This window comes from Halomonas sp. A020 (genome assembly GCF_027943625.1).
GTDB lineage: Bacteria > Pseudomonadota > Gammaproteobacteria > Pseudomonadales > Halomonadaceae > Vreelandella > Vreelandella piezotolerans.
In genome coordinates this window covers 2,402,822-2,419,882 of the sequence record NZ_AP022850.1, presented here as the reverse complement: position 1 = coordinate 2,419,882, position 17,061 = coordinate 2,402,822, and the positions used below count along the sequence as shown (strand labels likewise).

Here is a 17,061-nt window from a genome sequence, read left to right as displayed (position 1 = left end):
CCTAGGGCATATCGCCACCTAGGGCTTGCGTCGGATCAGTTTAATCGACCGGCACTTTCAACATCGGGTACAAATGGCATGGTTGCAAGCCCCTGCGCTACTTTTTTTCAACGCAGGTTACGTCAACGGGGTCAATCGGCCGCTTCGATATCGCTCATTAATGGGTGCTCGCACTCACGGGCGTACTCATTCACTTGATAGCTCTTTGTTTCAGCAATATCCCGGGTAAAAATGCCGCACGTGGCTTTTCCCTGAGTGTGTACGGCCAGCATGACCTGTACGGCTTTTTCGCTATCCATATTGAAAAAACCCTGCAGCACTTCGACGACAAACTCCATGGGGGTATAGTCGTCGTTGTGCAACACCACTTTATATAAAGGCGGCTGTGCCAGCGCGGGCTCGGCCGACTGCACCGCTAAGTCATCATCGTGCTCGGGCATGCCTGGACGCGTCATGCCTGCCTGTAGCGTCGCTACCACGATTGGGCTTTCTGTAATACGCATAAGCTGCAAGGATCATCTCTAGGCTGACGGACGGTGTCTGACAAGCAGTTCTAGGGAGGATGCTGAGAGCAGCCTCGGTTGTACACACTATAATCTGCTGTATAAGACGCACGCCATCAACAAGGGTTCACGAAAAACTCGAAATTATCACACTGGGCAAAACAAAAAACCCCTGCCTGCTAAGCAGGCAGGGGGCGAGCCGCACACAGGGTGCGACTGTCACCAGGCGATTTAGCCTTTGGCAACCATTGCCAGGGCGTCGTTTAGCGTCTTGCTTGGACGCATGGCTTGGCTGGCCAGTTCACCGTTCGGGTGGAAGTAGCCTTGAATATCGACCGGCTGACCTTGAACGCTATTGAGTTCGTCAACGATCGCGGCTTCGTTGGCTTTGAGCGCTTCGGCCAAACGGGCGAACAGCGTTTTCATATCGCCATCCTGATCCTGAGCTGCCAATGCTTCTGCCCAGTAGAGGGCCAGGTAAAAGTGGCTGCCACGGTTATCCAGCTCGCCGACTTTACGCGATGGCGACTTGTTGCTGTCGAGGAATTTGCCATTGGCTTCATCCAGCGCTTTTGCCAACAGCGTCGCGCGGGCATTACCGAAGGTGCTGCCTAGGTGTTCGAGCGACGCTGCCAGCGCCAGGAACTCACCCAGCGAATCCCAGCGCAGATGGTTCTCTTCCAGGAACTGCTGAACGTGCTTCGGTGCCGAGCCGCCAGCGCCGGTTTCGAACAGACCACCGCCGTTCATCAGCGGCACGATGGAAAGCATCTTGGCGCTAGTGCCGAGCTCCATGATCGGGAACAGGTCGGTGAGATAGTCGCGCAGCACGTTACCGGTGACGGAGATGGTGTCTTCACCCTTGCGAATGCGTTCCAGGGAGAGTTTCATCGCGTCGACGGGCGCTAGGATACGGATATCCAGGCCGGACGTGTCGTGGTCTTTCAGGTACGTTTCGACCTTCTTGATCAGTTGGGCGTCATGGGCACGGTTGGCGTCGAGCCAGAACAGCGCTGGAGCACCGCTGTCGCGGGCACGAGTAACCGCCAGCTTCACCCAGTCTTGAATCGGCGCATCTTTGGTTTGGCACATCCGCCAAATGTCGCCCGCTTCTACCGTGTGGCTGAATAGCGTTTCGCCCGAGTCGTCGGTCACCACGACGGTACCGTCGGCGGGCATTTGGAAGGTTTTATCATGGGAGCCGTACTCTTCGGCTTTCTGCGCCATGAGGCCCACGTTAGGAACGCTACCCATCGTGGTCGGATCGAACGCACCGTTCTGCTTGCAGTCTTCGATAACGGCTTGATAGATGGTGGCGTAGCAACGATCCGGGATGACCGCTTTGGCATCCTGCAACTCATCGTTGGCATTCCACATCTTGCCGGAATCACGAATCATCGCCGGCATGGAGGCGTCGATGATCACGTCGCTGGGCACGTGGAGGTTGGTGATGCCTTTGTGGGAATTCACCATCGCCATGGCCGGGCGTGTTTGATACAGCGCCTCGACATCGCCTTTGATGGCGTCTTGCTGGTCGCTGGGCAGCTTCTCGATGGCGCTGTACAGGTCGCCGATACCGCTGTTGGCGTTGAAGCCCGCGCTCTTCAGTGCGTCAGCGTGCTTCTCCAGCACCTCTTTGTAGAACTCTTCAACTACGATGCCGAACATGATCGGGTCGGAGACCTTCATCATGGTAGCTTTCAGGTGCAGCGAAAACAGCACGCCGCTCTCTTTAGCATCGTTGATCTGGCTGTCGATGAAGCTACGCAGACGACGGCTGCTCATGCACGCCGCATCGATCACTTCACCCGCCTGTACCGCAAGCCCCTCTTTTAGCACTACCTGGGTGCCATCGGCTTGCTGCAGCGCGATCTTCAGCGTGCCCGCTTTTTCCATGACCGCTGACTGCTCGCTGCCGTAGAAATCGCCTTCGCTCATGTGCGCGACATGAGACTTGGAGTCAGCGCTCCACTCGCCCATACGGTGCGGGTATTTACGCGCGTAGTTCTTGACCGATTTCGGCGCACGACGGTCAGAATTGCCCTCACGCAGCACCGGGTTTACCGCACTGCCTTTGGCTTTGTCATAGCGCGCTTTGATGGAGGCCTCTTCATCGTTCTTAGGCTCTTCCGGATACGCCGGCAGCGGATAACCCTGACTCTGTAACTCTTTGATGGTCGCTTTGAGCTGGGGGCCAGAGGCGCTGATGTTAGGCAGTTTGATGATATTGGCTTCCGGCGTCTTCGCCAGCTGACCCAGCTCAGCCAAGTCGTCGCTGACGCGCTGCTCGTCGTTCAGAATGTCGGGAAACTGTGCCAGCACACGGGCAGCCAGCGAAATGTCGCGGGTCTCTACTTCGACACCGGCAGAGTCGGTAAAAGCATCAATGATGGGTAACAGAGAGTAGGTAGCGAGCGCAGGAGCTTCATCGGTGAGCGTATAAATGATCTTCGGCGTTTTAGACATTTTTGCGTTAACCTCTTTTTCGGTCGCTGTGATTATAAAATCCTGAGCTACGCGGCCCATTACAACGATTGGCCATGCCGCGAAGCGTGTGGAGCATCCTGTATGCGCTGCCCCTTTAGTCAGTCGGTGGTACTACTGGTCACTCGGTGGTTACTGCGGTAACGGCGACGGCGCGGCAAGCACCGTTCTGCTTTCGGCCCTTTCAAACTCAAACAGCCGGGCCAGATTATACCAGCGCTGCACTTTAACCGCATGAGCGATTGTCGACAAATCCTCTGCCTACAGTCTGCAAGACAGTTCGAGAGACGATGAGCACCCTATATCTACTGCACAAACCCTACCGCATGCTCTCCCAGTTCACCGACAGCCAAGGCCGCTCTACTCTGGCCGACGTGCTCGATGCGCCGGGTGTTTATGCGGCCGGACGCCTCGATTACGACTCGGAAGGACTGCTCTTGCTGAGTGATGATGGCAACCTGATCCACCGTATCGCCCACCCCCGTCACAAACAGCCAAAAACCTACTGGGTGCAGCTCGAAGGTCACATTACCGACGAGGCCATTCGCGCACTCGTATCCGGCGTCACATTGAAAGATGGGCCCACTTTGCCCGCCAAAGCTCGGCGTATGTCGCCCCCTGACGTGGCTGAGCGCGCCCCGGCCATCGATCCCAAACGCCATCCCGTGACCAGCTGGTTGGAACTCACCATTAGCGAGGGGCGCAATCGCCAAGTGCGCCGCATGACCGCCCACGTTGGCTTTCCCACTCTGCGCCTGATACGTGCCGCGATTGGCCCCTGGCAACTGGGCGATCTCGCACCCGGCCAGTGGCGCAAAGAGACGCTACACGCGCCACGGACGACCCAAGCGACCAAGCCGCGCAGCGGACAACACAAACCACTCAACACCCATAAGGACGCTGAAAGGGGCGCCAAACGCGGCTCGAAAAGCAGTGCAAAACCAAGAGGAAGACGCAAATGAGCGGCGTTGTCCAAACGGACGTTGCCCGCCCCATCATTCACAGCACCGTTGCCTGTGTGATCGAGCAGCAGGGGCGTTTTCTAATGGTGGAAGAGAATAAAGGTGGCCCACACACGCTGTTCAATCAGCCTGCCGGACACGTCGAGCACGGGGAAGGGCCGATGGCAGCCGTTCACCGTGAAGTCATGGAAGAGACCGCTTGGCAGATCACCTTGACCGGCTATCTGGGGCTGTACGTCTTTCACACGCCTGCCGGTACGACCTTCCATAGTCACGGTTTCGTTGCCACGCCCAGCCAGTACGTTAGCTCGGCTATCGACCCGGCCATCGTCGCGACCCACTGGCTGACACGAGAGGAGATTGCCATGTTGGACGGCGCCCGACGGTTGCGCAGCCCGCTGGTTCTCCAACGTATCGACGACGCGCTAAACGGCCACTGCTACCCGCTTGGCGTGATCAAGGAGTGAAGCACTCGAAGCATCGAGCCCCCATCGTGTATAATCGCCGCCCAATTGCACACCACTTCAACCGAGGATGCTCATGACATCCACCCATGGCTCAGCCACCCAGGACACGGCGGACATCCGCACTGCGGCCACCGGCAAGGTTATCGTCGGCATGTCTGGCGGCGTCGACTCCTCCGTTTCGGCACTCCTTCTGCTCCAGCAGGGTTACGATGTCGAAGGCTTGTTTATGAAGAACTGGGACGAGGACGACGGCACCGAATACTGCACGGCCAAAGAAGACCTAGCGGATGCAGAAGCCGTGTGCGCCAAACTGGGCATCAAACTGCATACTGCGAACTTCGCCGCCGAATACTGGGACAACGTTTTCGAGCACTTCTTAGCGGAGTACAAAGCGGGCCGTACGCCGAACCCTGACATCCTCTGCAACCGCGAGATCAAGTTCAAAGTCTTTCTAGAGTATGCCGAGATGCTAGGTGCCGATAAAATCGCTACCGGCCACTATGTGCGGCAAGGCATTCGCGACGGCCACCCGCGCCTGCTGAAAGGCCTGGATGGCAATAAAGACCAAAGCTACTTCCTGCACGCCGTGCCGGAAGCGGCCATCGCCCGCACCCTGTTCCCGGTGGGCGAGCTGGAGAAACCCGAGGTGCGCGCGCTGGCGGAGCAGCACGATCTGATCACCGCCAAGAAGAAAGACTCTACCGGCATTTGCTTCATCGGTGAACGTCGTTTCCGCGACTTTCTGCAACAGTATCTGCCCGCCCAACCCGGGACCATCGAGACCCCCGAAGGCGATGAGATCGGCCAGCACATGGGCTTGATGTATTACACCTTAGGCCAGCGTCAGGGACTGGGAATCGGCGGCTTGGCCAACTACTCCGAAGAGCCCTGGTACGTGGGGGCTAAGGATCTCGATCGCAACGTACTGATCGTGGTTCAGGGCAAGCATCATCCGCTGCTGTACACCGATGCGCTGGCCACCGAGCCCATGGACTGGGTCGCGGGTCATCCTCCCGTGCAGCGGGGCCGCTTTACCGCCAAGACGCGCTACCGCCAAAGTGACTGTCCCTGCGAGATCATTGCCCAGCCGGACGGCAGTGTCGAGGTCGTGTTCGACGATCCACAGTGGGCGGTCACGCCCGGCCAGTCGCTAGTGCTTTACGATAACGATATCTGTCTGGGCGGCGGCGTCATCCGCGCCACCTGGAAAATGGCGGAGGCCGCCGCATGAGCGCCACTCCGATACACCGCGCGCCCGACTCCCCTGCTGCCCGCCAGACCCTTGCGCTGGCGGGCGTATTCCAAGCCGCCAGTCTGGTCGACGAGCTGGCACGTACCGGGCAGGTCGATACCCGCGCCTGGGAAACGCTGATCAACGCGACGGTCGACACGAATCCCGAAAGCTTCGAGGCGATTTACGGCGGCCATCCCAACAATCTGCGCCGCGGTCTAGAAACGCTGGAAGCACTGGTGGGGCGCAAGCAAGCTAACCCGGTCGTGCTTCGCTACGGTTTCTCGCTGCTTTTGTTGATGAACAAGCTGCGCACCGACCGCCAGATGATGGACCTGCTAGGCCAGAAACTCGCTCATGTCCAAGGACAAGCGGAGCACTTTGGCACGACCCACGAAAACGTCATCGCCAGCCTCGGTGAAGCTTACCAAGAGACTATCTCGACGTTTAAAACACGCATCGTGGTGCAGGGCGACCCCTCGTTACTGCAAACCCGTATGATGCCGGAGCGGGTGCGCGCCTGCCTGATGGCCGGCATCCGCTTCGCCCTGCTATGGCATCAGCAGGGTGGGCGCCGCTGGAAACTGGTTTTCCAGCGCAAGGCAATGCGCCGAGCACTGGATGACCTCGGCTAGCCGCTGCGCCACCTCACTTTCGATCCCTGACTTTGACTACTCTGGAAACCAAGCCATGCAACTCTCTGCTCTGACCGCCCTCTCCCCCGTCGACGGCCGCTACGGCGCCAAAGCCGCCGCGCTACGTGAACACTTCAGCGAATTCGGCCTGATACGCGCGCGGGTCATTGTGGAAGTGCGCTGGCTGCAACGCTTGGCTGACCACGGCCAAATCGTGGAAGTGCCCCCGCTCTCCGCAGAAGCCACCGCTTTTTTAGAGCAGTTGATTCGCGACTTTTCCGTGGACGACGCCGAGCGCATCAAAGAGATCGAGCGCACCACCAACCATGACGTCAAAGCGGTCGAGTACTTCTTGAAAGAAAAGATCGCAGGACAAGCAGAGTTGAATGCGGTCACCGAGTTCATCCACTTCGCCTGCACCTCTGAGGACATCAACAACCTCTCCTATGGCGTGATGCTGGCAGACGGCCTTAAAGCCTTGCTGCCGACCATGCATCAAGTCGCCGATGAAGTTGCCAAGCTGGCGATTGCCCATGCCGGTCAGCCGATGCTGTCGCGCACCCACGGCCAAACCGCTAGCCCCACCACGCTGGGCAAAGAGATGGCCAACGTGGCGTATCGCCTCAAGCGACAGCTCAAGCAGATCGAAAGCGTCGAGATTCTGGGCAAAATCAACGGCGCGGTGGGCAACTACAACGCCCACCTGACCACCTACCCGGACATCGACTGGGAAGCCAACGCGCGCACTTTCGTCGAAGGTTTAGGGTTGAGCTTCAACCCCTACACCACACAGATCGAACCCCACGACTACATTGCCGAGCTGTTCGATGCGATCTGCCGCTTTCACACGATTTTGATCGATTTCGATCGCGACGTCTGGGGCTATATCTCGCTGGGCTATTTCAAGCAGCGTACCGTAGAAGGCGAAATTGGCTCGTCGACTATGCCGCACAAGGTCAATCCGATCGACTTCGAAAACTCAGAGGGTAACTTGGGGTTGGCCAATGCAGTGATGAGCCACCTGGCACAGAAACTGCCGATTTCGCGCTGGCAGCGCGACCTGACCGACTCCACCGTGCTGCGCAACCTTGGCGTTGGTCTGGCCTACGGCCTGATTGGCTACCACGCTAGCCTGAAAGGCATCAGCAAACTGGAAGCCAACCCTGAGCGTCTTGCAGAAGACCTGGACAACAGCTGGGAAGTGCTGGCCGAACCTATCCAGACCGTCATGCGGCGTTACGGCATCGAAAAACCCTACGAGAAGCTCAAAGAACTGACCCGCGGCAAGCGGATCGATCAGGCAGGCTTTGCTGCCTTCATTGACACACTCGAGCTACCTGAGACGGTCAAAAAGGAGCTGAAAGATCTCTCGCCTGCCAGCTATATTGGTAATGCGAAGGCCCAGGCCGAAGCTCTCAATCAGCGGCTTGCTGCACTCTAAACGACGCTCTGCGGCACTGACGTAGTGCTCACTTGAACTAGGATAACGCCATGAGTCATCACGATAAGCCACTCACCCTGTTGGGCGATTTAACGCCCGCAGACTTCTTGGCCAACTACTGGCAGCAGAAGCCACTGCTGATCCGTGGCGCTATCCCCGATTTCGTCAGCCCCATCGATCCCGACGAACTGGCAGGCCTTGCCTGCGAACCGGGCGTCGAAGCGCGGCTGGTCGAAGAGAATGGCCCCGACGGCCCCTGGCAGGTCTCGCACGGGCCGTTCGACGACGCCACTTTCGAGCGGCTGCCCGAAGGTCACTGGAGCCTGCTGGTACAAGCGGTCGATCACTACGTGCCCTCCATTGCGGCGCTGATGGACGAGTTCGACTTCCTACCTCGCTGGCGGCTGGACGACATCATGGTCAGCTACGCCCCTCCCGGTGGCAGCGTTGGGCCACACATCGACCAGTACGACGTCTTCCTCCTGCAGGCTAGCGGCCACCGCCGCTGGCAGTTGGGTGGTAAGCAGCTCGACAATGCGCCGATCATCCAAGGGATCGATCTGCGCATCCTCGAGTCGTTCGAGATCGAAGCAGACTCCGACTGGACCCTGGCACCCGGCGACATGTTGTATTTGCCGCCAGGCTGGGCACACCACGGCGTCAGCCAAAGCGATGACTGCATGACCATTTCGGTGGGTTTTCGCGCGCCCTCGGCCGACGAAGCCATCACCTCGTATGCCGATTATGTCGGCGAACAAATGTCGGACTCCCAGCGTTATAGCGATGCGGGCATGGCCCCTGCCGAGGAGGTAGGCGAGCTGGACGATGCCGCCGTCGAACGCATGCGTCAGTTCATGCTGAGCGCGCTGGATAACCCTGAGCAAGTGGCCCAGTGGTTTGGCCGCGTGATGACCCAGCCCAAATATATCGATCAAGTCGTGCCTCTCGAAGAGCCGATGAGCGAAGCCGACCTTGTTGCTCAACTACAAGACGGCGAACCTTTGTTCCATATGCCAGGGTCTCGCTTCGCTTGGCGCAGCGATGCCTCTGGCACCACGCTGTTCGTCGATGGCGACGGGCACGCCTGCTCAGAACCCCTCGCCAAACGCCTTGCCGACGCTACACCGATGTACGCGGACGTGCTGGAACTCGAGGGCGCCGCCGCTCTGGTGACTCGACTGATCAATAGCGGCAGCCTGGGCTTCATGGGCGACGACGAGGAGTAACGCTTGGAACAAAACGCCACCGTGACAAGCGGCCACTGGGAAATACTGGAAGAGCACGCTTCGCGGATCCGCCGAGTCGTCTTCATCGATGAACAGCAGGTACCTCAAGAGGAAGAGTGGGATGGCCTCGATTCGCAGTGCCTGCATTTTCTGGCCATGCTCAAAGGCGAGCCGGTCGGCACGGCCCGCCTTCTTCCCGATGGCCACATTGGCCGAGTGGCAGTGCTCGAACATGCCCGGGGGCTGGGCATTGGCTATCAACTCATGGAGGCCGCCATCCAAGCGGCACGCGATGCCGGGCACGCCCGGGCGGTGCTCAGCGCCCAGCTACATGCTCTCGCTTTTTACGAGCAGCTAGGGTTCGTTGCCCACGGCGACGTGTTTATGGATGCAGGCATTCCCCATCGTGAGATGACGCTGTTTTTGTAGTGATTCAGCGCCAATGTCGCCAAGCGCCACCCCGTGTGGCGCTTTTTTTGTGTTCGTAGTCAAAGCCATGACGAAAAACGACTACACAAACAGGGCGTTTGGCGTAGTCGCTGTCGTCGGACTACAACGCCGCGTGCCCCCAAGTGACAATTGTTGGATCTCCTTGCCTAGTCGATAGTTATTGCACTGCAGCGTTAAGGACTCTCCTCTTCGGAGACACCGACACTGTGAAACGCAAAGCGCCACACCGCGACGTTTTATTAAGAGACGATGGGTGTAGAGACAGCGCCGCGAATTTGAATAATGCTGGAATCTATCTCGCAGGTGCAGCATAAGAACAAGCTAACGTGCGAACGACGATAACTCTGGAGGAAACAGCTCATGACAGGACTGCTCGACGATATCAAAGCCATGGCCCACCTTCGCGAAGCCCAAGGCGGCAAGTGGTCAGCCATCAAACCTGAATATGCTGCCCGTATGCGCGCTCAAAACCGTTTCCATACCGGTTTGGACATCGCTCGCTACACGGCCAAGATCATGCGCGACGACATGGCCGCCTACGATGCCGACACCTCCCAGTACACTCAGTCGTTGGGCTGCTGGCACGGTTTCATCGGTCAGCAAAAGCTCATCTCGATCAAGAAACACTTCGGCACCACCAAACGCCGCTACCTCTACCTCTCTGGATGGATGGTAGCCGCGCTGCGCTCCGAGTTCGGCCCGCTACCCGACCAATCCATGCACGAGAAAACCTCGGTCGCCAACCTGATCGAGGAACTCTACACCTTCCTCAAGCAAGCGGATGCCTGGGAACTCAACCACCTGTTCCGCGCCCTGGACGACGCCAAGGCGGCAGGCGATAGCGCTAAAGAGAAAGAGCTGATCAGCAAGATCGACAACTACGAAACGCATATCGTGCCGATCATTGCCGATATCGACGCCGGTTTCGGTAACGCCGAAGCCACCTACCTACTGGCCAAAAAATTCATTCAAGCGGGCGCTTGCTGTATCCAGCTCGAAAACCAGGTCTCCGACGAGAAGCAGTGCGGCCACCAGGATGGCAAGGTCACCGTTCCCCACGAAGACTTCCTAGCGAAGATCAACGCCGTGCGCTACGCCTTCTTAGAGCTGGGCGTCGAAGATGGCGTCATCGTGGCGCGCACCGACTCCCTTGGCGCAGGGCTCACCCAAAAGATTGCCGTCACCCATGAGCCGGGCGACCTGGGCGACCAGTACAACAGCTTCTTGGATGGGGACGTCATCGAGAACGCGGCAGACATCAGCAACGGTGACGTCGTCATCAAGCAAAACGGCAAGCTGGTCAAGCCCAAGCGTTTAGCCTCGGGTCTCTACCAGTTCAAGCCGGGCACGGGGGAAGATCGCGTGGTGCTGGACTGCATCACCAGCCTGCAAAACGGTGCCGACCTGTTGTGGATCGAGACCGAAAAGCCCCACGTTGGCCAAATTGCCAGCATGGTGAACCGTATCCGCGAGGTGGTGCCGGATGCGAAGCTAGTCTACAACAACTCGCCCTCCTTCAACTGGACGCTCAACTTCCGTCAGCAGGTCTTCGATGCTTGGGAGAAAGAGGGCAAGGACGTGTCGGCTTACCAGCGCGACAAGCTGATGAGCGTCGAGTACGACGACACCGAACTGGGTCAACTCGCCGACGAGTGGACGCGCAACTTCCAGCGCGACGGTGCTCGCGAAGCCGGTATCTTCCACCACCTGATCACGCTACCCACCTACCATACGGCAGCGCTGTCTACCGACAACCTCGCCAAGGGCTACTTCGGTGACGAAGGCATGCTGGCCTACGTCGCAGGCGTTCAACGCCAGGAGATTCGCCAAGGTATCGCCACGGTCAAACACCAGGACATGGCAGGCTCCAATATCGGCGACGACCACAAAGAGTTCTTCCATGGCGACGCCGCGCTCAAGGCGGGCGGTAAAGACAACACCATGAACCAGTTTGGTTAATCCGCTCTTCGCATGACCCACAGGAGGCGTCGGCCTCCTGTTTTTTTGCACACTGCTTTCTTAATGCCTGTCTACACTATCATTGTGACCTTTTTTTGGGATGGCTGGTCAAAGCGCCACACTTCCGTTATCTTTTAACGAACGCTGTTCTAAAACGAAATAGACGCGATGTTTGGCAATTGATGAAACGCCATTGACGCGGATAGATACCCACTGGAGGTTTTAATGAAACGTTTATTACCCGTTGCTGCATTGAGCATTTTGACACTGGCTGGCTGCGCCAATACCGCGCCCTACTCAGGCGATGTTTACCGTGGTAACCAAGCGCAAACGGGGCAGAGCGTCAGCTATGGCACCATCGTGGCCGTTCGCCCCGTACAAATTCAGGCCGATAGCCGCACCGGCAATTTGCTGGGTGGTGGCGGCGGCGCCGTGATTGGTGGCCTGCTAGGTAGCCAAATTGGCGGCGGTTCTGGCCGTCAGCTTGCCACCGTTGCCGGTGCCTTGGGCGGTGCCGTTGCCGGTACGGCCGCAGAAGATCGCGCCAACCGGATCAACGCACTGGAAATGGAAATTCGTCGTGATGATGGGACGGATGTGGTCGTCGTGCAAAGCGCCGATCGTCAGTACCAAGCAGGCCAACGGGTTCGTTTGATTGGCAGCGGTGCCAACCTGAGCGTTGCGCCTTACTAGCACCAGAGTTGCCCACTATTCGCCCGACGCTATACGCGTCGCGGCTCGTCAAAACAACAGCCCGGCCGATTTGGCCGGGCTGTTGTTTATTCAGCTATTTGACGATTCGAACCCAGGAGTGGACTCGATGGCTCGACTTAGTGGGCCATGCTGCTTGCCCAATTGGCGAGCTTCACGATGATCAAGCCAATCACGGCTAGCAAGATCGCCACCAGCAGCACGTCTACCGGGCGAATCAGTGTCGTTGCGCCCAGTACGGCCAACGCCGCTACCCACAGGTAGCGGTTGTCACCATGGCTTTTCAGCACCTCGGGCAGCACTTTGTCCAACCCTTGGCTAACGCCGCTTTCCCAACGTTTATTAGCAAAATATGCAATCAGCGCGAAGGCGACAACCCAAATAAAGAAGATGGTCATAACGGACTCCAGCGAGTGTATGGCAGGTTAAAAATGGGTGGATGTAGGGTATCCCTGCACACCCCTAGGCGCAATAGCGCTAAAGGCGTGTGGGTGGAAAAACCCCGCCGCCCCCCTGACAAGCCGCTCCACACGCGTTACCATGTTGGGACATGCACTCACCGAAAGGTTATTCAATGCAAATTGCGCAAAACTCGGTTGTCGCGTTCCACTATACCCTGACCAACGATGCAGGTGAGGTGCTAGACAGTTCCGAAGGCCGCGAGCCGCTCACCTATCTCCACGGCGCTGGCAACATCATCCCAGGCCTGGAAAAAGAGCTCGAAGGCCGCGCTGCTGGCGACAAACTGAACGTCCAAGTCGCTCCGGAAGAGGGCTACGGTGAAGTTCAAGAACAGCTGATGCAAGAAGTGCCGCGCGATGCGTTCCAAGGCGTCGAGAGCGTCGAGCCCGGCATGCAGTTCCAAGCCCAGACCCAGGGTGGCCCGCTGATGGTGACCGTCAAGAAAGTCGAAGGCGATACCGTCGTCGTCGATGGCAACCATCCGCTAGCAGGCCAGCACCTCAACTTCGACGTTGAGATTGCGACCGTTCGCGAAGCTAGCCAGGAAGAAGTCGAGCACGGCCACGTGCACGGCGAAGGTGGTGTCGAGCACTGAGCGACTCGACGCGATCAAGGGGCGGCCACTGGGCCGCCCTTTTTTATGGATATCAGGTTTTCAAGTGGGCATTAGCGCCCTATTCGTCAGGAATCAGTACGAGCTGGCCGTAGCGCACGCTGCGCGATGACGTCACCTCATCGGAGAACTGCTTCAGTGCGCTCCCCTGCCCCTTCAATAGCGCCACCTCCAGACAACTATCGTGATTGATGTGCACGTGCAGCGTCGAGAGCGTCAAGTCGTGATGATCATGGGAGTGGCGAGTCAGCCGCTTGGAAAGATCTCGCGCCGCGTGATCATACACGTACACCAGCGCTCCCATGCACGGCGCATCAGGTGCAACCTGCTCTTTAGCCTGCGTCAGCCCGCTGCGGGTGAGATCACGAATCGCCTCCGAGCGATTTTGATAGCCGCGCAGCGCCATCAGCGCGTCGACGTCGCTTAACAGCTCTTCATCCAGCGTTACCGTTACCCGCTGCATACCCTCTCCTTCGCCGGTCTCTCATTGTGCATCGCCGCAACTTCCAGCGTTGATAGTATGATGTTATTGTAAAAACATCATATCAGCAGCCTTAAAAGGTGTCTTATGCGTCGCTCTATCATACTGGCTCTAGCAGCCACATGCGTAGCGCTAAGCGCGCCTGCGTTGGCCAAAGAGCAGCTAGTGCTAGCCATTGGCGGCGAGCCGGAACAAGGCTTTAACCCACTGCTGGGCTGGGGGCAGTACGGCAACCCGTTGTTTCAATCCACGCTACTCACCCGTGGCCAAGATTTGACGCCGCAACCGGGGCTGGCGACCGAGTGGTCGCTGTCTGACGATCGCCTCACCTGGACGCTCACTTTACGTACGGATGTGCGTTTTTCCGATAACACCCCGCTCACCGCTGACGATGTGGCCTTCACCTTCAATGCCGCCGCGGAGGCGGGTGGCCGTGCCGATCTCAGTGCACTGGAGAGCGCCCGGGCCATCGACGGCAACACGGTTGAACTGACGCTAAAGGCACCGCGCATTACCTTTATCGATCAACTCATGACGCTGGGCATCGTGCCTGACGCTGACCGGGACAATGGCTATAGCGAGGGTTACGGCAGACAGCCGTTAGGATCCGGGCCTTACCAGTTGGTCGAATGGCAAGAGGGCGAGCAGCTGATTGTTGAGCGCAACCCCTACTTCTATGGCCCCACGCCCATCTTTGAGCGCCTGGTGTTTTTATTTACCGATGAGGCCGCCACGCTCAGTGCCGCCCACGCCGGTGAGGTGGATCTCGCCGCGGTGCCACAAGCACTGGCGAACAACCTCCCCAGCCAAATGCAGCGGGTCATCATGAAGAGTGTGGACAACCGCGGCATTCTGTTTCCTATGCAGCCCGATGAAGGCGAACAGGCTGCCAACGGCGCTCCGATTGGCAATGACGTCACGTCTGATCTCGCCATCCGTCAGGCGGTGAATCTTGCCCTCGACCGCGAAACACTGGTGGACGTAGCGCTCAACGGTTTTGGTCGTCCGGCCTTTGGCCCGGCGGACGGCCTGCCCTGGAGCCAAGAAGGCGAGAAAGTGGCGGCGCCCAATTTAGCACGCGCTAATGCCCTACTCGATGAAGCAGGCTGGGTTCGCCAGGACGAAGACGGGCTGCGTTTTAAAGACGGCCAGCCAGCACGTTTTCGCCTGACGTACCCATCGAGCGACACCACGCGCCAACAGCTCGCCCAAGTGAGCGCTGAGATGGTGCGACCGCTTGGCATCGAGATGCAGCCCACCGGCCGCCACTGGGACGAGATTCAACGGGAAGCCCTCCATCAAGATGCCATTGTGTTTGGTTTCGGCAGCCATAGTCCGCAGGAGGTGTACTACCTGTTTCATAGCGAGCATGCCGGATTTGGTTTCTATAACAGCGGCTATTACGCCAACGAGACCGTGGATAAACACTTAGAGGCCGCTCAGGCCGCAGCAACGCCGGAAGCGGCCAACCCACTCTGGCAAGCGGCGCAGTGGGATGGCGACACCGGCTATGGGTTGCAGGGTGATACCAGTTGGGCCTGGATGGTCAACCTTGCCCATGTGTATGCCACCCACCGCTGCCTTGATCTGGGTGAGCTGGGCGTGGCCCCCCACGGACACGGCTGGCCGATAACAGCTAACCTGCTGGAGTGGCGCTGGTCGTGCGACTAGCCACCTGGTTCACGGCACGCCTACTGCGGTTGGTGCTGGTACTACTATGTGTCGCGGCCGTCTCGTTTGGGCTGATGATGCTCTCGCCCATCGACCCTGTCGATGCCTATCTTGGCCCGCAGATGGCCCAGGTAAGCCCGGAACAGCGGGCCTTAATCGCAGAGCAGTGGGGGTTTGATGCGCCTGCTATGGTCCAATTTAGCCACTGGCTGCGCCAGCTGCTCAGCGGAGAGCTGGGCTGGAGCCATATCTACAACCAGCCGGTCAGCGAGGTCATTGGCCAGCGCTTCCAGCGCTCGTTCTTCCTGCTGTTTGGCGCCTGGCTACTCTCACTCGCCCTGGGGATGCTCCTGGGCATCGCGGCAGGCAGCAAAGAGGGCGCTTGGCTTGACCGTCTGATTAGCGGCTATGCCTATATCACCGCCTCGACGCCCACCTTTTGGCTGGCCATGCTGGCGCTGCTGCTCTTTTCGGTCACCCTCGGCTGGACACCCACCTGCTGCGCCGGCCCCATGGGCGTTCTCAGGCAAGAGGTGGGCCCACTGACGCGTCTACATCACTTGATCTTGCCGATGGCGACACTGGCGCTGCTGGGTATGGCGACGATCACACTGCACACGCGTGCCAAGATGGTGGCGTTTATGCGCTCGGAGACGGCGCTGCACGCCTTTGCACAAGGCGCAAGCCGCTTCGATATCGCTTGGCGTCATGGCCTTCGCCATGCCAGCCTGCCCGCCATCACCCTGGCGTTTGCCTCTCTCGGCGAGCTGTTTGGCGGTTCCCTACTAATTGAGCAAGTCTTTGCTTATCCCGGGCTTGGTCAGGCCACTGTTGCGGCGGGTTTAAGAAGCGATGTGCCCCTGCTGCTCGCGATTGCGCTGTTCACCGCGCTGTTTGTCAGCATGGGCAATCTTATCGCCGATGGCCTTTACCAGTTAGCCGACCCGCGCATAGCGCAGGGGCAGCGATGAACCGCCAACCGCGCCTACTGGCAGCAGGCTACGCAGCAATGCTCTGCCTACTGGTGGCACTGCTGCTCAGCCACCATGTCTGGCTAGGTGATACGACTTTTCACATGCAATTTGAGGCGCGCTTAATGCCTCCTAGCGCCACCCACTGGCTGGGAACGGATGCGCTGGGCCGGGAGCTATGGGCACGCACGCTGGCCGGTCTTGCTCTGAGTTTTTGGGTAGGTCTTAGCGCCGCACTACTAGGCACGCTGATTGCCGTAAGCCTGGCGAGCCTAGCGATGCTGTCATCAACGCTAGATGCCCTGGTCAGCCTGCTGATTGATACGCTGCTAAGCGTACCGCACCTGATTTTACTGCTGCTGATTGCCTTTGCCCTCGGCGGCGGAACCCAGGCAGTGATTATAGCGGTCGCACTGACCCACTGGCCCAGTCTTGCCAGGGTGCTGCGCGCAGAGCTATTGAGTGTACGCCATGCCCCGTACGTAGCCATGTCGAAAGCATTCGGCAAACCCCACGGGTTTATTGTGTGGCACCACCTGCTGCCCCATTTACTGCCTCACTGCTTGGTCGGCGCACTGCTGCTGTTCCCCCATGCCATTTTGCATGAAGCCGCTCTGACCTTTTTGGGCGTTGGCCTGGACCCAACCCAGCCCGCCATTGGCGTACTACTGGCCGACGCCATGCGCTATCTCACTGGTGGCTACTGGTGGCTTGGCGTGTTTCCGGGGCTGGGCTTACTGCTCATGGTGCTGGCCATTGGGCGTTTTGCGGCCCTGCTGCGCCAAGCGCTGTAA

The 17,061-nt window shown here is 58.7% G+C and carries 17 protein-coding genes; 13 read left to right on the top strand and 4 right to left on the bottom strand.

Features of this window, described 5'->3' with window-relative positions:
• Positions 1 to 131: 131 nt before the first annotated feature.
• Positions 132 to 440: an ATP-dependent Clp protease adapter ClpS gene (clpS, locus tag FRH_RS11225; protein ID WP_044627932.1), complete on the bottom strand. Its 309-nt coding sequence runs from the start codon at positions 438 to 440 to the stop codon at positions 132 to 134.
• 294 nt (positions 441 to 734) lie between these two features.
• Positions 735 to 2,969: an NADP-dependent isocitrate dehydrogenase gene (locus FRH_RS11220; protein WP_139525472.1), complete on the bottom strand. Its 2,235-nt coding sequence runs from the start codon at positions 2,967 to 2,969 to the stop codon at positions 735 to 737.
• A gap of 308 nt (positions 2,970 to 3,277) precedes the next feature.
• On the opposite strand from FRH_RS11220, the gene FRH_RS11215 reads away from it, so the two are divergent.
• From FRH_RS11215 to FRH_RS11175, 9 genes are all read left to right on the top strand, one after another.
• Entirely contained in the window at positions 3,278 to 3,949 is a 672-nt protein-coding gene (locus tag FRH_RS11215) for a pseudouridine synthase (protein WP_139525471.1), read from the top strand.
• Positions 3,946 to 4,416 carry an NUDIX hydrolase gene (locus FRH_RS11210; protein WP_139525470.1) on the top strand — a complete coding sequence of 157 codons (471 nt, stop codon included), beginning with the start codon at positions 3,946 to 3,948 and terminating at the stop codon, positions 4,414 to 4,416. The genes FRH_RS11215 and FRH_RS11210 overlap by 4 nt, the downstream gene beginning before the upstream one ends.
• A 73-nt stretch (positions 4,417 to 4,489) precedes the next feature.
• A complete protein-coding gene (gene mnmA, locus FRH_RS11205; RefSeq protein ID WP_281996871.1) occupies positions 4,490 to 5,647 on the top strand; it encodes a tRNA 2-thiouridine(34) synthase MnmA in 1,158 nt (385 codons plus the stop codon).
• Positions 5,644 to 6,282 carry a high frequency lysogenization protein HflD gene (hflD, locus tag FRH_RS11200; protein WP_139525468.1) on the top strand — a complete coding sequence of 213 codons (639 nt, stop codon included), beginning with the start codon at positions 5,644 to 5,646 and terminating at the stop codon, positions 6,280 to 6,282. The genes mnmA and hflD overlap by 4 nt, the downstream gene beginning before the upstream one ends.
• A gap of 55 nt (positions 6,283 to 6,337) precedes the next feature.
• Entirely contained in the window at positions 6,338 to 7,723 is a 1,386-nt protein-coding gene (gene purB, locus FRH_RS11195) for an adenylosuccinate lyase (RefSeq protein WP_139525467.1), read from the top strand.
• 50 nt (positions 7,724 to 7,773) lie between these two features.
• Positions 7,774 to 8,949, top strand: coding sequence for a cupin domain-containing protein (locus tag FRH_RS11190; RefSeq protein ID WP_139525466.1), 1,176 nt, complete (start codon positions 7,774 to 7,776; stop codon positions 8,947 to 8,949).
• 3 nt (positions 8,950 to 8,952) lie between these two features.
• Positions 8,953 to 9,378: a GNAT family N-acetyltransferase gene (locus FRH_RS11185; RefSeq protein WP_139525465.1), complete on the top strand. Its 426-nt coding sequence runs from the start codon at positions 8,953 to 8,955 to the stop codon at positions 9,376 to 9,378.
• Positions 9,379 to 9,759: 381 nt separating this feature from the next.
• On the top strand, positions 9,760 to 11,358 hold the full coding sequence (locus tag FRH_RS11180) for an isocitrate lyase (RefSeq protein WP_139525464.1): 1,599 nt from the start codon (positions 9,760 to 9,762) through the stop codon (positions 11,356 to 11,358).
• Between the two features lie 225 nt (positions 11,359 to 11,583).
• The gene (locus tag FRH_RS11175; protein ID WP_054641192.1) at positions 11,584 to 12,051 is read left to right on the top strand and encodes a glycine zipper 2TM domain-containing protein; all 468 of its coding nucleotides are present in this window, start codon (positions 11,584 to 11,586) and stop codon (positions 12,049 to 12,051) included.
• Positions 12,052 to 12,188: 137 nt separating this feature from the next.
• Here FRH_RS11175 and FRH_RS11170 read toward each other — a convergent pair whose 3' ends face one another.
• Positions 12,189 to 12,467 carry a hypothetical protein gene (locus tag FRH_RS11170; RefSeq protein WP_139525463.1) on the bottom strand — a complete coding sequence of 93 codons (279 nt, stop codon included), beginning with the start codon at positions 12,465 to 12,467 and terminating at the stop codon, positions 12,189 to 12,191.
• A gap of 176 nt (positions 12,468 to 12,643) precedes the next feature.
• Here FRH_RS11170 and FRH_RS11165 point away from each other — a divergent pair, with 176 nt between their 5' ends.
• Positions 12,644 to 13,126 (top strand): peptidylprolyl isomerase, encoded by a 483-nt coding sequence (locus FRH_RS11165; protein ID WP_139525462.1) that lies wholly within the window; start codon positions 12,644 to 12,646, stop codon positions 13,124 to 13,126.
• A 79-nt stretch (positions 13,127 to 13,205) separates the two neighbouring features.
• Here the strand turns inward: FRH_RS11165 and nikR are convergent, their stop codons facing one another.
• Positions 13,206 to 13,607 (bottom strand): nickel-responsive transcriptional regulator NikR, encoded by a 402-nt coding sequence (gene nikR, locus FRH_RS11160; protein ID WP_139525461.1) that lies wholly within the window; start codon positions 13,605 to 13,607, stop codon positions 13,206 to 13,208.
• A gap of 105 nt (positions 13,608 to 13,712) precedes the next feature.
• Between nikR and FRH_RS11155 the strand changes: the two genes are divergently transcribed.
• Genes FRH_RS11155 through FRH_RS11145 form a run of 3 tightly spaced genes read left to right on the top strand, consistent with a single transcriptional unit; the run spans position 13,713 to position 17,061 of the window.
• On the top strand, positions 13,713 to 15,296 hold the full coding sequence (locus FRH_RS11155) for an ABC transporter substrate-binding protein (protein ID WP_139525460.1): 1,584 nt from the start codon (positions 13,713 to 13,715) through the stop codon (positions 15,294 to 15,296).
• The gene (locus tag FRH_RS11150; protein WP_231125522.1) at positions 15,287 to 16,267 is read left to right on the top strand and encodes an ABC transporter permease; all 981 of its coding nucleotides are present in this window, start codon (positions 15,287 to 15,289) and stop codon (positions 16,265 to 16,267) included. Before FRH_RS11155 ends, FRH_RS11150 begins: the two co-directional genes overlap by 10 nt.
• Positions 16,264 to 17,061 (top strand): ABC transporter permease, encoded by a 798-nt coding sequence (locus tag FRH_RS11145; protein WP_139525459.1) that lies wholly within the window; start codon positions 16,264 to 16,266, stop codon positions 17,059 to 17,061. Before FRH_RS11150 ends, FRH_RS11145 begins: the two co-directional genes overlap by 4 nt.

What these genes read in the sequence shown, in the direction of transcription:
- FRH_RS11180 (WP_139525464.1), top strand. Translation starts at nt 9,760, where the DNA reads ATGACAGGACTGCTCGACGATATCAAAGCCATGGCCCACCTTCGCGAA.
- FRH_RS11175 (WP_054641192.1), top strand. Translation starts at nt 11,584, where the DNA reads ATGAAACGTTTATTACCCGTTGCTGCATTGAGCATTTTGACACTGGCT.
- FRH_RS11155 (WP_139525460.1), top strand. Translation starts at nt 13,713, where the DNA reads ATGCGTCGCTCTATCATACTGGCTCTAGCAGCCACATGCGTAGCGCTA.
- hflD (WP_139525468.1), top strand. Translation starts at nt 5,644, where the DNA reads ATGAGCGCCACTCCGATACACCGCGCGCCCGACTCCCCTGCTGCCCGC.
- FRH_RS11165 (WP_139525462.1), top strand. Translation starts at nt 12,644, where the DNA reads ATGCAAATTGCGCAAAACTCGGTTGTCGCGTTCCACTATACCCTGACC.
- nikR (WP_139525461.1), bottom strand. Translation starts at nt 13,607, where the DNA reads ATGCAGCGGGTAACGGTAACGCTGGATGAAGAGCTGTTAAGCGACGTC.
- mnmA (WP_281996871.1), top strand. Translation starts at nt 4,490, where the DNA reads ATGACATCCACCCATGGCTCAGCCACCCAGGACACGGCGGACATCCGC.
- FRH_RS11170 (WP_139525463.1), bottom strand. Translation starts at nt 12,467, where the DNA reads ATGACCATCTTCTTTATTTGGGTTGTCGCCTTCGCGCTGATTGCATAT.
- FRH_RS11145 (WP_139525459.1), top strand. Translation starts at nt 16,264, where the DNA reads ATGAACCGCCAACCGCGCCTACTGGCAGCAGGCTACGCAGCAATGCTC.
- clpS (WP_044627932.1), bottom strand. Translation starts at nt 440, where the DNA reads ATGCCCGAGCACGATGATGACTTAGCGGTGCAGTCGGCCGAGCCCGCG.
- FRH_RS11220 (WP_139525472.1), bottom strand. Translation starts at nt 2,969, where the DNA reads ATGTCTAAAACGCCGAAGATCATTTATACGCTCACCGATGAAGCTCCT.
- FRH_RS11215 (WP_139525471.1), top strand. Translation starts at nt 3,278, where the DNA reads ATGAGCACCCTATATCTACTGCACAAACCCTACCGCATGCTCTCCCAG.
- purB (WP_139525467.1), top strand. Translation starts at nt 6,338, where the DNA reads ATGCAACTCTCTGCTCTGACCGCCCTCTCCCCCGTCGACGGCCGCTAC.
- FRH_RS11210 (WP_139525470.1), top strand. Translation starts at nt 3,946, where the DNA reads ATGAGCGGCGTTGTCCAAACGGACGTTGCCCGCCCCATCATTCACAGC.
- FRH_RS11190 (WP_139525466.1), top strand. Translation starts at nt 7,774, where the DNA reads ATGAGTCATCACGATAAGCCACTCACCCTGTTGGGCGATTTAACGCCC.